Source organism: Bacillus badius NBRC 15713 (assembly GCF_001591605.1).
GTDB lineage: Bacteria > Bacillota > Bacilli > Bacillales > Domibacillaceae > Pseudobacillus > Pseudobacillus badius.
This window is the reverse complement of sequence record NZ_BCVF01000006.1, coordinates 38158-52853: the sequence shown is the minus strand read 5'-3', so window position 1 is coordinate 52853 and position 14696 is coordinate 38158. Positions and strand designations below refer to the sequence as shown.

The 14696-nt window shown below is 45.4% G+C and carries 11 protein-coding genes; all 11 read left to right on the top strand.

The genetic code is table 11. The features are described from left to right. The first annotated feature begins 215 nt into the window (after positions 1-215). The 11 genes from rny to mutL all read left to right on the top strand — a co-directional run bounded on the left by rny (position 216) and on the right by mutL (position 14516). Positions 216-1775 (top strand): ribonuclease Y, encoded by a 1560-nt coding sequence (gene rny / locus BBA02S_RS04780; protein WP_041100117.1) that lies wholly within the window; start codon positions 216-218, stop codon positions 1773-1775. Between the two features lie 63 nt (positions 1776-1838). Next, positions 1839-2639 (top strand): TIGR00282 family metallophosphoesterase, encoded by an 801-nt coding sequence (locus tag BBA02S_RS04775; protein WP_041100346.1) that lies wholly within the window; start codon positions 1839-1841, stop codon positions 2637-2639. Positions 2640-2836: 197 nt separating this feature from the next. After that, on the top strand, positions 2837-3097 hold the full coding sequence (gene spoVS, locus BBA02S_RS04770; protein ID WP_041100119.1) for a stage V sporulation protein SpoVS: 261 nt from the start codon (positions 2837-2839) through the stop codon (positions 3095-3097). A gap of 158 nt (positions 3098-3255) precedes the next feature. Continuing rightward, positions 3256-4173, top strand: a complete 918-nt coding sequence (locus BBA02S_RS04765) for a dipeptidase (protein ID WP_156141409.1) — start codon at positions 3256-3258, stop codon at positions 4171-4173. Between the two features lie 98 nt (positions 4174-4271). After that, entirely contained in the window at positions 4272-6041 is a 1770-nt protein-coding gene (locus BBA02S_RS04760) for a 2-oxoacid:acceptor oxidoreductase subunit alpha (protein ID WP_041100123.1), read from the top strand. After that, positions 6028-6894, top strand: a complete 867-nt coding sequence (locus BBA02S_RS04755; protein WP_041100125.1) for a 2-oxoacid:ferredoxin oxidoreductase subunit beta — start codon at positions 6028-6030, stop codon at positions 6892-6894. The genes BBA02S_RS04760 and BBA02S_RS04755 overlap by 14 nt, the downstream gene beginning before the upstream one ends. Before the next feature lie 238 nt (positions 6895-7132). Beyond that, the gene (miaB, locus tag BBA02S_RS04750; protein ID WP_041113116.1) at positions 7133-8677 is read left to right on the top strand and encodes a tRNA (N6-isopentenyl adenosine(37)-C2)-methylthiotransferase MiaB; all 1545 of its coding nucleotides are present in this window, start codon (positions 7133-7135) and stop codon (positions 8675-8677) included. A gap of 1 nt (position 8678) precedes the next feature. Continuing rightward, positions 8679-9110, top strand: a complete 432-nt coding sequence (locus BBA02S_RS04745; protein ID WP_041100129.1) for a YlbF/YmcA family competence regulator — start codon at positions 8679-8681, stop codon at positions 9108-9110. Between the two features lie 195 nt (positions 9111-9305). Beyond that, on the top strand, positions 9306-9845 hold the full coding sequence (locus BBA02S_RS04740; RefSeq protein ID WP_041100131.1) for an outer spore coat protein CotE: 540 nt from the start codon (positions 9306-9308) through the stop codon (positions 9843-9845). A 113-nt stretch (positions 9846-9958) separates the two neighbouring features. Further along, positions 9959-12556, top strand: coding sequence for a DNA mismatch repair protein MutS (mutS, locus tag BBA02S_RS04735; protein WP_041113117.1), 2598 nt, complete (start codon positions 9959-9961; stop codon positions 12554-12556). A gap of 28 nt (positions 12557-12584) precedes the next feature. After that, positions 12585-14516, top strand: coding sequence for a DNA mismatch repair endonuclease MutL (mutL, locus tag BBA02S_RS04730; protein ID WP_041113118.1), 1932 nt, complete (start codon positions 12585-12587; stop codon positions 14514-14516). Positions 14517-14696 lie beyond the last annotated feature (180 nt).

Sequence of the window (14696 nt, the reverse complement as noted above, 5' to 3'; positions counted from 1 at the left end):
CATCGCTCCTTTTCTTGCTATTGCAAAGGAAGAAGGCGACTGGCAGGATGAAACTCTTGACAAGAAATTTTCACAACTATAAAATTGAGATGTATATTTTACATTTTTTTCTCTTAAAAATGGAAGTCAGAAGCTGTATATTGAAATGTTGACACAATGTATCAGCCGACATGTTAAAAGCATGACAAAAGTTCATAGCAAGAGGAGGTGAAAGGATGGAACCCATTACAATCATCTCCATTTTGCTTGGCCTAATCGTCGGTGTAGTTGTTGGCTATTTTGTTCGAAAATCCATTGCCGAATCTAAGATTGCAGGAGCTAAAAGCGCTGCCGACCAAATTGTTGACGACGCAAAGCGTGAGGCGGAATCCTTAAAGAAGGAAGCCCTGCTTGAAGCAAAGGATGAAATTCATAAGCTTCGTACAGACACGGAATTAGAACTTCGTGAACGAAGAAACGAATTGCAAAAACAAGAGAATCGTTTGCTACAAAAAGAAGAAAACCTCGACCGAAAAGATGATTCGCTTGATAAGCGCGAATCGCAGCTTGAGAAAAAAGAGGAGATTCTTGCTGAGAGACAACAACATATTGAAGAGATGGACAGCAAAGTGGAAGAGATGATCAAAAAGCAGCAGGCGGAACTAGAACGAATCGCCAGTCTCACTCGGGAAGAGGCCCGCTCGATTATCCTGGAGCGGACAGAGCAAGAGCTTGCACACGATATTGCTGTAATGACTAAAGAGCAAGAGAACCGAGCAAAGGAAGAGGCAGATAAGAAAGCAAAATCAATCCTTTCTCTTGCCATTCAGCGCTGTGCGGCAGATCATGTGGCGGAAACAACGGTCTCTGTTGTGACATTGCCAAATGATGAAATGAAAGGCCGTATCATCGGACGGGAAGGACGGAATATCCGAACGCTCGAAACGCTGACAGGTATTGATTTGATTATTGATGATACACCGGAAGCGGTTATCCTTTCGGGATTTGACCCGATTCGCCGGGAAACTGCTAAGATTGCCCTTGAAAAGCTGGTCCAAGATGGACGCATCCATCCAGCGCGCATTGAAGAAATGGTTGATAAAGCGCGGAGAGAGGTAGATGAGCATATCCGGGAGGTCGGAGAACAAACGACCTTTGAGGTAGGTGTTCACGGTTTGCATCCGGACTTGATCAAAATTCTTGGACGATTGAAATATCGTACAAGCTACGGTCAGAATGTGTTAAAACACTCGATGGAAGTGGCCTTTCTTACTGGCCTGCTGGCAGCGGAGCTTGGAGAGGATGAAACCCTGGCCCGCCGTGCTGGATTGCTTCATGATATCGGCAAAGCTGTCGATCACGAAGTGGAAGGAAGCCATGTAGAGATCGGCGTAGAGCTTGCGACAAAGTATAAAGAGCATCCGGTTGTTATTAATAGCATTGCTTCTCACCATGGAGACACTGAGCCAACTTCTATTATTGCTGTACTCGTGGCTGCTGCTGATGCTCTATCAGCTGCTAGACCAGGTGCCCGCAGTGAAACGCTGGAGAATTATATTCGCCGCCTGGAAAAACTTGAGGAAATTTCCGAATCATATGATGGCGTAGAGAAATCGTTTGCTATCCAGGCTGGTCGTGAAGTGCGGATTATCGTAAAACCAGAACAGGTGGACGATCTGCAAGCACACCGACTTGCGCGTGATATCCGGAAACGAATTGAGGGAGAGCTTGATTATCCAGGTCATATTAAAGTAACAGTTATAAGAGAAACGCGTGCTGTGGAATATGCAAAATAAAGCGGTGTGATCAATCACACCGCTTTCCCTATGGGAAAAACAAAGGCGAAGAAAGGAATCTATATGAAGATATTATTTGTGGGTGATGTTGTCGGGTCTCCGGGCCGCGACATGATTTCTGAGTATTTACCAAGACTCAAAAACAAGTACCAACCAGAATTAACGATTGTCAATGGAGAAAATGCTGCTGCCGGAAGAGGCATTACGGAGAAGATTTACCGGCAGTTTTTAAACGATGGAGCCGATGCGGTGACTCTCGGCAACCATGCTTGGGATAATAGAGAGGTATTTGAATTTATTGACGAGGCGAAAGCGCTTGTCCGCCCAGCTAACTTTCCGGATGGCACTCCTGGAACCGGCCTTTTATTTGTGAAGCGCGCGGGCATAGAAGCGGCCGTCATTAATTTGCAGGGGCGTACGTTTATGCCTGCGCTGGATTGTCCTTTCGAAAAGGTGAAAGCTTTGGTAAAGAAAGCCCGTGAACGGACACCTATCATTTTCGTTGACTTTCATGCGGAAGCGACAAGCGAAAAGCAAGCCATTGGCTGGTTTCTTGATGGCGAAGTAACAGCAGTGGTAGGAACGCATACGCATGTGCAGACAGCAGACAACCGTGTGCTGCCTAAAGGAACTGCTTATTTGTCTGATGTCGGCATGACAGGACCGTATGATGCCATTCTTGGGATGGAGAAAGAGTCCGTTTTGAAAAAGTTTGTTACAGGGCTGCCTGTCCGATTTGAAGTGCCGAAAAGCGGCCGCACACAGCTCAGTGCCTGTATAATCGAAGTGGATAAAAAGACAGGGAAGGCGAAAGCGATCGATCGTCTTCTCATTAATGAAGATCACCCGTTTATTGCCGAGTAAGAGGTCTTCATATTTTGTTAAATGATGAGCCGGTTCGCTTCTGCGTATAAAGCTGGAAAGGCGAAAGTTCAAGGCTTTCTAGCCGAAGTCAGTAATACAGGAGCTCAGTGCCGAATATAGTAGGAATGGAAGGACAGCGAACAACTATGTTCACTAACATGAGCATTCGGTATCGTTTAACAAAAGGGGGACAAGAAATGGAGATATTAAAAGTTTCGGCAAAATCTAATCCTAATTCTGTAGCTGGTGCACTTGCCGGTGTTCTTCGTGAAAGAGGGGCAGCTGAAATTCAGGCAATTGGGGCTGGTGCACTGAACCAAGCGGTGAAGGCAGTAGCAATTGCCCGCGGATTTGTGGCTCCAAGCGGGGTAGATTTAATTTGCATCCCGGCTTTTACTGATATTATGATTGAAGGGGAAGAACGAACAGCAATCAAGTTGATTGTCGAGCCTCGATAACATAATAAATTAGGATTAAAACCCGTCCTTTTGACAGCAAAAGAGAAGAAGCTTCTCTGTTCGCTTTCTTGGGACGGGTTTTTCTTTTTTGTATGTGCTGCTTGTTTCTGAAAAAAGAGAGACAGTGAAGAAAAGTCATGTTAGAAAGGGTGGGAAAGATGATTTTTGACGCGCATTGTGATGTATTGTATCAATTACAAAAAGATCCAGAGAAGACCTTTAGTCATCCCGCTTTGCATGTTACATATGAACGCCTGAAGAAAACGAAAGCGAAAGTGCAATGCTTTGCGGTTTTTTTGTCCCCGTCTGTGAAGCCGCATGATCGTTTCCGTTCGGCATTAGAACAAATTGATTTATTTTACAATAAAGTAATCAGCCCCTATCCTGATATGAAGGCCATCACAACAAAGCAAGAACTGAACGAACTAAAAGAGGGAGAGATTGGTGCGGTTCTTACTCTTGAAGGAGGCGAGGCGATAGAAGAGGACCCGCTAAAATTAGCCACCCTTTACCGCCTTGGTGTAAGGTCGGTCGGCTTAACCTGGAACCATGCAAATGCTTTGGCAGATGGGGTGATGGCAAAGCGAGGAGCGGGAATCACAGAGTTGGGGAGTGAAGTCATTCGCATGCTTAACGAATGGAAGGTTTGGACAGACGTCTCTCATTTATCGGAACGAGCGTTTTGGGACGTAATGGAACAGGCCGACTTGCCGGTTGCCAGTCATTCCAATTGTCACCGTCTTTGCCCGCACCCCCGCAATCTTAAAGATGAACAAATTCAGGCGCTCATCCAAAAAGACGGGATGATCGGTTTATCCTTTGTTCCTTTTTTTATTAAGGAGCATGGGAAGGTATACGCCCAAGACGTATTGGCACACGTAGAGCATATTTGTGAGCTGGGCGGGGAAAACCACCTTGGCTTCGGTTCAGACTTTGACGGTATTGATGAAATGATTGAAGGCTGGAGCTCATATGAGGCGTATGATGAGTGGATGAATCTTCTTCATCGGCATTATTCGGCGAACCAAGCAAAAAAGTTCCTGTTTGCCAACTTCTCAAGCAGGTTTCCTGGTTAATGGAATGTGTTTAGCTATAGTGATTCAATGATAAAAGTGATAAACTAGGAAAGTAATAGTTTTGAAGTCCAGAATATACTGAAGGAGTTGTATATTTAATGATAAATCAGCTTTCCTGGAAAGTTGGAGGACAACAAGGGGAAGGGATTGAAAGCACGGGTGAAATCTTTTCCACCGCTTTAAATCGGCTTGGATACTTTCTTTATGGCTATCGCCATTTCTCATCACGTATTAAAGGCGGCCATACTAATAATAAAATTCGTGTCAGCGTAACTCCGGTGCGGGCGGTTGCGGACGATTTAGATATTCTCGTTGCATTTGACCAGGAGACAATTGATGTGAACTGCGGAGAGCTTCATGCAGGCGGGATTATTATTGCAGACGCGAAATTTAATCCAGTGAAGCCAGAACATACACAGGCAGAATTATATATTGTTCCATTTACCGAAATTGCTGCCGAGCTTGGCACTTCATTAATGAAAAACATGGTGGCTGTAGGAGCAACATGTGCTGTTATCAACTTAGATGTGCAAGTGTTTACAAGTGTAGTAGAAGAGATTTTTGGCCGCAAAGGAGAAGCGGTTGTTCAAAAGAATATGGAAGCGATTCAGCAAGGATATAACTATATGTGTGATCAGCTGGGCAGCAAGGTGGGGGCGATGCAGCTTGAGGAGGCAGACGGCCGCCAGCGGATGTTCATGATCGGCAATGACGCTATCGCACTTGGAGCTTTAGCGGGCGGTGTCCGTTTGATGGCTGCTTATCCGATTACGCCAGCTTCTGAGATTATGGAATATTTGATTGATAAGCTGCCAAAAGTCGGCGGCACCGTCATTCAGACAGAGGATGAAATTGCAGCGGCAACAATGGCCATCGGGGCCAATTACGGCGGAATCCGTTCGTTGACTGCTTCTGCCGGTCCTGGTCTTTCCCTGATGATGGAGGCCATCGGGCTTGCGGGAATGACCGAAACGCCGCTCGTTGTAGTGGATACCCAGCGGGGCGGCCCGTCTACCGGCTTGCCGACGAAGCAGGAGCAATCAGACTTAATGGCAATGATTTACGGCACTCATGGAGAAATCCCAAAAATCGTTATGGCGCCGAGCACAGCGGAAGAAGCTTTTTACGATGCGGTGGAAGCTTTTAACCTGGCAGAAGAATATCAGTGCCCGGTAATTCTCCTATCCGATTTGCAATTGTCTCTTGGCAAGCAAACCGTAGAGCCGCTTGATTACAGCCAGGTGGAAATCCGCCGCGGCAAGCTCGTCCAAGAGGAGCTTCCAGAGCTTGATGGGAAAAGCTACTTTAAACGTTATGAAGTGACGGAAGATGGTATCTCTCCTCGGGTTATTCCGGGCATGAAGAATGGCATTCACCATGTAACAGGTGTGGAGCATGATGAAACCGGCAAGCCATCCGAAGGAGCAGCAAACCGCCAGGCACAAATGGATAAACGGATGAGGAAGCTTGAACAAATCCGCTTCAACACGCCAGTCCATAAAAATACGCCTCACGATGAAGCTGATTTGCTGCTGATTGGTTTTAATTCAACCCGCGGAGCGATTGAAGAGGCAATGGAACGTTTAGAATCAGAAGGAATCAAGGTGAATCATGCCCAAATCAGACTTATTCATCCGTTCCCGGCTGCGGAATTGCTGCCATTGATCGAATCAGCCAAACGGGTGCTTGTTGTTGAAAATAATGCCACTGGCCAGCTTGCTAGTATTATTAAAATGAATGTGGGCCACGTTCATAAAGTGAAAAGCCTGCTGAAATATGATGGAAACCCATTCCAGCCTCAGCATATTTACCAGGGCAGCAAAGAACTTTTCCAATTACAAGGAGCGGTTACTAATGGCAACGTTTAAAGATTTTCGAAATGATGTAAAACCAAACTGGTGCCCAGGCTGCGGAGATTTCTCTGTACAGGCCGCTATTCAGCGCGCGGCCGCCAATATCGGGCTGACTCCTGATCAGCTTGCGGTGATTTCCGGGATCGGCTGTTCCGGCCGGATTTCCGGGTATATTAAATCTTACGGTCTTCACGGCATTCATGGGCGTTCCTTGCCAATTGCGCAGGGAGTCAAAATGGCTAACAAGGATTTAACCGTCATTGCATCCGGAGGAGACGGTGATGGATTTGCCATCGGAATGGGTCATACCATTCATGCGATGCGCCGCAACATCGATATCACATATATCGTCATGGATAACCAAATTTACGGGCTGACGAAGGGACAAACATCTCCTCGCTCCGCTCAAGGATTCGTGACAAAGTCTACACCAAAAGGAGCGATTGAGGGCACGGTTTCACCGATGGAGCTGGCGCTTACAAGCGGCGCTACCTTTGTTGCTCAAAGCTTTTCTACAGATTTAAAAGATTTAACGGCTATTATTGAAGCTGGAATCAACCATAAAGGCTTCTCTATTATTAACGTATTCAGTCCATGCGTGACCTACAATAAAATTAATACTTACGATTGGTTCAAGGAAAACTTGACAAAGCTGTCTGCAATTGAGGATTATGATTCTTCCGATCGCGAGATGGCTATGAATACATTAATGCAGCATAACGGCCTTGTAACAGGCATTATTTATCAGGACAAAGAGAGACCGTCCTACCAGGAGCTCGTGCATGGCTATGCAGAAGAGCCGCTTGCAAGCCAAGACTTGCAGCTCGGCGATGACATGTTTAACGAACTAGTCAAAGAGTTTATGTGAAAAAATCCGCCGCTGGCGGATTTTTTATTGCTGTAATAAGTCAGTTTTTTAGAGAAAACGCTAGTTGAAAACGAACGAATCAGGCGCATTCCGCATTGTTAAATTGTCAACATTCATCTATTGTTTAATCAAATAGAAAGCTATATACTAAAATAATGTGTACCGGCTAACGAAAGAGCATTCTTGCTTATTATATGTTTAGTGTCGTTTTCACCAGTAGAAGAAAGGAGCTTTTCCGATGAATGAAGAACAACGCCTTCAGGGACAGCAAGTGAAAGAGAAAAATCCAACGGACAAAAAATCCGAAAAGGATTACAGCAAATATTTTGAAACCGTATTTCTTCCGCCTTCTTTAAAGGAAGCGAAAAAACGGGGAAAAGAAGAAGTCGCTTACCATAATGATTTTAAAATCGATGAGCAGCTGCGCGGCATGGGAAGCGGGAAGAAGTTTTATATCCGGACGTATGGCTGCCAAATGAATGAACATGACACAGAGGTAATGGCTGGTATTTTTATGGCGCTTGGTTACGAGGCAACTGATACAGTCGAAGATGCAAACGTCATTTTACTCAATACGTGTGCCATTCGCGAAAATGCTGAAAATAAAGTATTTGGCGAGCTCGGTCATTTGAAGCATTTAAAACAGCAGCGCCCGGATTTGCTTTTAGGCGTCTGCGGCTGTATGTCACAGGAAGAATCGGTCGTCAATAAAATTTTAAAAACCTATAACCATGTGGACATGATCTTTGGTACACACAACATTCACCGGCTTCCAGAGATTTTGAAGGATGCCTATATGTCGAAAGAAATGGTTGTGGAAGTATGGTCAAAAGAAGGCGATGTCGTAGAAAACCTTCCAAAGGTGCGCCGAGGCAACATCAAAGCATGGGTAAACATTATGTACGGCTGCGATAAATTCTGTACGTATTGTATCGTTCCCTATACGCGCGGAAAAGAGCGGAGCCGCCGTCCAGAAGACATTATCCAGGAAGTGCGCCATCTGGCTGCCCAAGGTTATCAAGAGATTACGCTGCTTGGGCAGAACGTCAATGCTTATGGCAAAGACTTTGAAGATATGAATTACGGCCTCGGCGACTTAATGGACGAGATTAGAAAAATTGACATTCCGCGTGTTCGCTTTACAACGAGCCACCCGCGTGATTTCGATGATCATTTGATTGAAGTGCTGGCGAAAAAAGGAAACCTGATGGATCATATCCACTTGCCTGTTCAGTCAGGCTCTACAGATGTATTAAAGATTATGGCCCGCAAATATACGCGCGAGCAATTTCTTGAACTTGTCCGCAAGATTAAAGCAGCGATTCCAGATGTTGCTTTGACAACGGATATCATCGTTGGTTATCCGAATGAAACAGAGGAGCAATTTGAAGAAACAATTTCTTTATATCGGGAAGTAGGCTTCGAATCTGCTTATACATTTATTTATTCTCCACGCGAAGGGACACCGGCTGCCAAAATGAAGGATAACGTTCCAATGGAAGTGAAAAAAGAGCGTTTACAGCGCTTGAACGCCGTAGTAAACGAATTGTCAGCTGAAGCGATGAAGAAGTATCAAGGACAAACTGTGCCGGTACTTGTTGAAGGAGAAAGCAAAAACAATCCGGAGATTTTAGCCGGCTATACAAATAAGAACAAGTTAGTTAACTTTAAAGGTCCAAAAACAGCGATTGGCAAGATTGTCAATGTAAAGATCACAGAAGCAAAAACCTGGTCCTTAAACGGAGAAATGATTGAAGAACATCAATTGGCTGAGGTGGAGTAAAATGGCAAAATATACAAAAGATGATATTCTTGCAAAAGCGGTTGAGCTTGCTAAGATGATTGCGGAAACAGAAGAAGTAGCGTTTTTTAAAGAAGCGGAAGCAAAGATTCACGAAAATCAAAAAGTCCGTGAAAAAATCGCCAGCATGAAAAGCTTGCAAAAGCAAGCTGTCAATTTCCAGCATTATGGGAAAACGGAAGCATTAAAAATGGTTGAAGAAAAAATGATGAAAATCGAACAGGAATTAGATGAAATCCCTGTTGTTCAACAGTTTAAAGAGTCACAAGTAGAAGTGAATGATATTTTGCAGATTGTCACATCTGCCATCTCTAATACAGTGACAGACCAAATCATTGAATCAACGGGCGGCGATGTGCTGCGCGGCGAAACAGGCGCCCAAGTGAAAAACAGTGCACCGGGAAGCTGCAGTTAATCAGCAGTGAATATCAGGCACCAGCCATAGCGGCTGGTGCTTTTTTTTGGGGGTAAAAACCTGTCGGAGTGTTGTTCTTCCGTTTTGTTGACTAGGCGGCTTTGTTTAACGAAGCGAACTTTTTATATGTTCTAGGCACATGTCTTGCTCCTGGTGCATATGATAGATAGAGAATAAGCGAGGAGGGACGCTCGAATGGCAGAATATAGAGAGATTATTACAAAATCGGTCGTTGCGAAAGGCCGGAAATTTACTCAGACGCACCACACCATTTGTCCGCCGCATCACCCATCGAGCATTTTAGGCTGCTGGATTATTAACCATGAGTATAAAGCAAAAAAGATGGGGAAAAAAGTGGAGATTCACGGGACATATGAAATTAACGTGTGGTACTCACACCATGACAATACGAAAACTTCAGTCGTCACGGAAAAAGTCAGCTACAAAGACGTTATCAAATTAAAGTATCGGGATGAAAACTGCTTTGATGATAATGAAGTAATAGCGCGGGTATTGCAGCAGCCGAATTGCTGTGAAGCGGTTTGTTCGCCGAAGGATAACAAAATCATTGTTCAGGCCGAGCGTGAATTCTTGGTTGAAGTGGTCGGAGAAACGAAAATTTGTGTGGCTGTTCATCCTTATGGCTGTGAGGAAGAGGAATGGGATTGTGAAATTGATGACGAGGAGTATGGAGAGCTGGACACGGACTTTATTGATCATAAAAAGGACAATTAATGTGGAGTGCAGGTTGTATAAACAGCCTGCGCTTTTTCAATGGAGAGAGAACGCAAGTATGCTATAATGTAAAGTTGAAATAGACAGGTTTATTTGAAAGGAATTGGACATATATGGAACAATATACGCCGATGATCCGGCAGTATTTAGCGATAAAGGCACAACATGAAGATGCCTTTTTGTTTTTCCGTTTAGGTGATTTTTACGAGATGTTTTTTGAAGACGCCACGAAGGCGAGCCAGCTGCTTGAAATTACGTTAACGAGCAGAGACGGAGGTTCGTCTGAGCGCATACCGATGTGCGGAGTGCCTTATCATTCAGCGGCCGGCTACATTGAGCAATTAATTGAGCTTGGCCATAAGGTAGCGATTTGTGAACAGGTAGAAGATCCGCGACAGGCGAAAGGCGTTGTGAAACGGGAAGTGGTTCAGCTCATTACTCCTGGAACGGTGATGGAGGGAAAGGGGCTCACAGATAAAGAAAATAATTATATCGCTTCCCTTTTTTCTGAAGGAGAGCATACATATAGCTTGGCCTTTTGCGATTTATCCACCGGGGAAAGCCGGACGACTGCACTAGCATCTTTAGATGAAGTCATCAATGAATTGTCTACTTTGCGGGCCAAGGAAGCGGTCATCACGCAGGACTTACATGAAGAGGTGCAAAAGACGCTTACAGAGCGGATGAATCTTACGCTTTCCTACGAGGAGCCGGCTGCTGAAAAGGGCGGATTTGCTGCTTTAACAGAAAATATCACTCATTCAGGGATGAAGCAAGCCGCTCATTTGCTTTTCCATTATTTGCACCGTACCCAAAAGCGCAGCCTTACTCATTTACAGCCGGTTGTTGTCTATGAAGTCCACCAATTTATGAAAATTGACTTGTATTCTAAACGCAACTTGGAACTGACAGAAACGATTCGTTCAAAAAATAAAAAAGGCTCTTTGCTGTGGCTGCTTGATGAAACAATGACAGCGATGGGCGGCCGGATGCTGAAGCAATGGATTGATCGGCCGTTAATCAACCGACGTCATATCAATGAGCGGCTATCCATGGTTGAAACGCTGATTCAAGCCTTTTTTGAGCGCCAGGAAATCAGGGAGATGCTGAAAGAGGTCTATGATCTTGAACGGCTTGCCGGCCGGGTCGCTTTCGGAAATGTAAACAGCCGCGATTTAATCCAATTAAAAAAATCATTGCAGCAAATTCCGATGCTGAAAGATTTGCTGCTCCGAATTCACAATGAAGAAATCCAATCTTTATCCAGAAAAATGAACCCTTGTGAAGAGCTGATGGATCTGCTTGAACAAGCGTTTGTTGAGAACCCGCCGTTATCGGTAAAAGAAGGCGGCATGATTAGAGACGGCTTTCATGCCGAACTGGATGAATATCGCGATGCGAGCCGCAACGGCAAGGATTGGATCGCCAATTTGCAGCAGGAAGAAAGAGAAAGAACGGGCATTAAATCATTAAAGATCGGCTACAACCGCATTTTTGGCTATTATATTGAAATTACAAAAGCCAACCTTCATTTACTGAATGATAGCCGCTATGAGCGCAAGCAAACACTAGCGAATTGCGAGCGTTTTATTACCCCGGAATTGAAAGAGAAAGAAGCGCTCATTTTACAGGCAACTGAAAAAATGATTGATCTTGAGTATGAGCTGTTTATTGACATCCGTGAGCAAGTCAAAGGCTTTATCCCGGAGCTGCAGGAGCTGTCCAGGCTTGTCAGCGAACTGGATGTACTCCAATGCTTCGCTGAGGTAAGTGAAAAAAGAAAATACACAAGGCCAGAACTAACGGACAGCCGTGAGCTCTTCATTAAAGACGGACGTCACCCGGTCGTTGAAAAAGTAATGGACTCTCAAGAATATGTGCCAAATGATTGCCTGATGAACAAGGAGCGGGAAATGCTGCTCGTTACTGGTCCCAATATGTCAGGGAAAAGCACTTACATGAGACAAGTCGCTTTAACCGCGATTATGGCGCAGATCGGCTGCTTCGTTCCAGCTGCAGAAGCCAAGCTGCCTGTTTTTGACCAGGTATTTACGAGGATTGGGGCCGCAGATGATTTAATTTCCGGACAGAGTACCTTCATGGTGGAAATGCTGGAAGCCAAAAACGCTATTACTCATGCAACTAATCAATCTCTGATTCTCTTTGACGAGATTGGCCGCGGCACATCCACCTATGACGGCATGGCGCTTGCTCAAGCCATTATTGAATATATTCATGAGCATATTCAAGCCAAAACACTGTTTTCGACACACTATCATGAGCTGACTGTGCTGGAAGAATCGCTTCCTCAGCTGAAGAACGTGCACGTCAGCGCCGTAGAGAAAAACGGCCGCGTCGTCTTTCTTCACAAGATCAAAGAAGGGGCAGCTGATAAAAGCTACGGGATTCATGTGGCTCAGTTGGCGGAGCTGCCAAGCGACTTAATTGAGCGGGCAAATGAAATTTTGGCAGAGCTGGAGCAGAAGGAGAAGCCTGACATCCAGAAGAGAAGAGAAAAAGAGCAGCCGAGTGCGGTCGCAGAAGCTGTTGGACAATTGTCGTTTTTTAATGAATCGGCAGCTGCGCCTGCGCCCTTATCCAATAAGGAGAAAAAGATTCTCGATGAGCTGGCGTCCTATGATTTATTAGAAATGACGCCTCTTGATGCGATGAACGCGCTCTATACATTGCAGAAAAAGGTGAAAAAGTAGTCAGACCAAGAAAAAGCAGGTGAAGCACATGGGAAAGATTATTCAGCTGGATGATACACTTTCAAATAAAATTGCTGCCGGTGAGGTAGTGGAACGCCCCGCTTCTGTTGTAAAAGAGCTGGTTGAGAACGCCATTGATGCAGAAAGCACGGTCATTGAGATTGATGTAGAAGAAGCGGGTCTTGAAAGCATTCGCATTGTTGATAATGGGACAGGCATTGAGCCGGATGATGTATTAAAAGCTTTTTCCCGTCATGCGACAAGCAAAATTAAAGACGAAACAGATTTGTTCCGCATCCGGACGCTCGGCTTCCGCGGGGAAGCCTTGCCGAGTATTGCCTCAGTATCCGAACTGTCGCTGACTACCGGCACCGGTGAAGGACCGGGGACCGAAATTGTCCTCTCAGGCGGGATTGTTCAAAAACATGAACCCGCAGCCAGCCGTAAAGGAACCGACATTAAAGTGTCAGGATTGTTTTTTAACACGCCGGCCCGCTTAAAATATATGAAAACGATCCACACGGAGCTTGGCAACATCACCGATGTGGTAAACCGGCTCGCTTTAGCCCATCCTGAGGTAGCAATGCGTCTGCGGCATAATGGAAGAGCGCTGCTGCAGACAACGGGAAATGGGGACGTTCGTCAAGTGCTTGCCGCGATCTACGGATTAAATACAGCGAAAAAGATGGTTCCGCTAGCTGCTTCTTCTTTAGACTTTCAGGTGGAGGGATGGATTTCCTTGCCGGAAGTGACAAGGGCATCAAGAAACTACCTTTCTGTTATGGTCAACGGCCGTTTTATTAAAAATTACAGCTTGGCCAAGGCAATCCAGGAGGGATATCATACACTTCTTCCGATCGGGAGGTACCCGATTGCTTTTGTAAACATCACGATGGACCCGATTCTTGTGGATGTGAACGTTCATCCGGCTAAGCTTGAAGTTCGCTTCAGCAAAGAACAAGAGCTTCAGGAGGTTGTCACCAGGGCGATTCGTGAGGCTTTTCAAAAAGAAACATTGATTCCTGAAGCAGCGCCGGCGGTCAAGCCGGCACAGCCATCTTCCCGCCAGCAGGAATTTTCTTTTGATGACAGCCAAAGACAGGCCATAAAAGAGGACCGTCCGGCATCCGCCCTCTCGTCTGCTTCTGTGACGCGGCGTGAAAGCTTGCCGCCGGTCAGTCAAAGGAAGGAATTATATACGCGAGAACTAGATGAAGCAACTGGCGAGCAGCCCGATGAATACATTCCGATGGAGATGAAGGAAACAGCGGAAGTTTTTACGGAGGCTGTATTCACTCCGCAGGCAGCACCGTCTGCAGATGCTGCCGAAGCGGATGATGGATATGGGCAGGAAGCCGAAATAGAGGAACGGGAAAGCCGGCTTCCTCCGCTTTATCCGATCGGGCAAATGCACGGTACGTATATTTTTGCTCAAAACGAAAAGGGCTTGTATATGATTGACCAGCATGCCGCTCAGGAGCGGTTGAAATATGAGTTCTTCCGGGAAAAAGTGGGGCAGGTAGAGAAGGAGCTGCAGGATATGCTTGTGCCGATTACACTTGAATATTCTGCTGATGATTGCATTAAAATTTCTGAGCACCTGGAGGATTTAAAAAGCGTAGGGGTCTTTTTGGAACCGTTCGGCGAGCGTGCTTTTATCGTCCACTCCCATCCGCAGTGGCTGCCAAAAGGGGAAGAGCAGCAGATGATTGAGGGCATTATTGAACAAATGCTGTCAATGAGAAAGGTGGACATCAAAAAATTGCGCGAGGAAGCTGCCATCATGATGAGCTGCAAAGCGTCTATTAAAGCGAACCACCACCTGCGCAATGACGAAATCCAGCAGCTGCTGGACGACCTTCGCCGCTGCAGCGATCCATTTACCTGCCCGCATGGCCGGCCGATCGTTGTTCATTATTCGACGTATCAAATCGAAAGAATGTTTAAGCGAATTATGTAAGTTTCAGTTTTGAAGAACCTTTGGATATCAAGGGTTCTTCTTTTTTTATTTAATGGATTCCTTGTATAGCTCATCTTTGGGCACTTAAGAAATAGATAATATTGTTATGTAAACTAATTGCCGATGAATAGAAGGAGGATAATAAAAATACAAAAAAGGCCTGCTTCTTTACAAAAGCGG

Excerpts from the sequence above, each read along its gene's own strand:
- rny (WP_041100117.1), top strand. The coding sequence starts at position 216 with ATGGAACCCATTACAATCATCTCCATTTTGCTTGGCCTAATCGTCGGT.
- BBA02S_RS04775 (WP_041100346.1), top strand. The coding sequence starts at position 1,839 with ATGAAGATATTATTTGTGGGTGATGTTGTCGGGTCTCCGGGCCGCGAC.
- spoVS (WP_041100119.1), top strand. The coding sequence starts at position 2,837 with ATGGAGATATTAAAAGTTTCGGCAAAATCTAATCCTAATTCTGTAGCT.
- BBA02S_RS04765 (WP_156141409.1), top strand. The coding sequence starts at position 3,256 with ATGATTTTTGACGCGCATTGTGATGTATTGTATCAATTACAAAAAGAT.
- BBA02S_RS04760 (WP_041100123.1), top strand. The coding sequence starts at position 4,272 with ATGATAAATCAGCTTTCCTGGAAAGTTGGAGGACAACAAGGGGAAGGG.
- BBA02S_RS04755 (WP_041100125.1), top strand. The coding sequence starts at position 6,028 with ATGGCAACGTTTAAAGATTTTCGAAATGATGTAAAACCAAACTGGTGC.
- miaB (WP_041113116.1), top strand. The coding sequence starts at position 7,133 with ATGAATGAAGAACAACGCCTTCAGGGACAGCAAGTGAAAGAGAAAAAT.
- BBA02S_RS04745 (WP_041100129.1), top strand. The coding sequence starts at position 8,679 with ATGGCAAAATATACAAAAGATGATATTCTTGCAAAAGCGGTTGAGCTT.
- BBA02S_RS04740 (WP_041100131.1), top strand. The coding sequence starts at position 9,306 with ATGGCAGAATATAGAGAGATTATTACAAAATCGGTCGTTGCGAAAGGC.
- mutS (WP_041113117.1), top strand. The coding sequence starts at position 9,959 with ATGGAACAATATACGCCGATGATCCGGCAGTATTTAGCGATAAAGGCA.
- mutL (WP_041113118.1), top strand. The coding sequence starts at position 12,585 with ATGGGAAAGATTATTCAGCTGGATGATACACTTTCAAATAAAATTGCT.